General features: G+C 62.1%; 1 protein-coding gene. It reads left to right on the plus strand.

All coding sequences use genetic code 11. From position 1 onward, the window contains the following. On the plus strand, positions 1–243 hold a 243-nt coding region (locus TSA1_RS38665; RefSeq protein WP_174719383.1), incomplete at both ends, for a SufD family Fe-S cluster assembly protein.

Consider the following 243-nt stretch of genomic DNA (forward strand, 5'->3'; position numbering starts at 1 on the left):
CACGCTGATCATCGCCGACAAGGGCGCCTACGTCTCCTATCTCGAAGGCTGCACCGCGCCGCAGCGCGACGAGAACCAGCTGCACGCCGCCGTCGTCGAGCTCGTCGCCCATGACGATGCCGAGATCAAATATTCGACGGTGCAGAACTGGTATCCGGGCAATTCGGAAGGCAAGGGCGGCATCTACAATTTCGTCACCAAGCGTGGCGACTGCCGCGGCGACCGCTCCAAGATTTCCTGGAC

It is taken from the genome of Bradyrhizobium nitroreducens, from assembly GCF_002776695.1.
Classification (GTDB): domain Bacteria; phylum Pseudomonadota; class Alphaproteobacteria; order Rhizobiales; family Xanthobacteraceae; genus Bradyrhizobium; species Bradyrhizobium nitroreducens.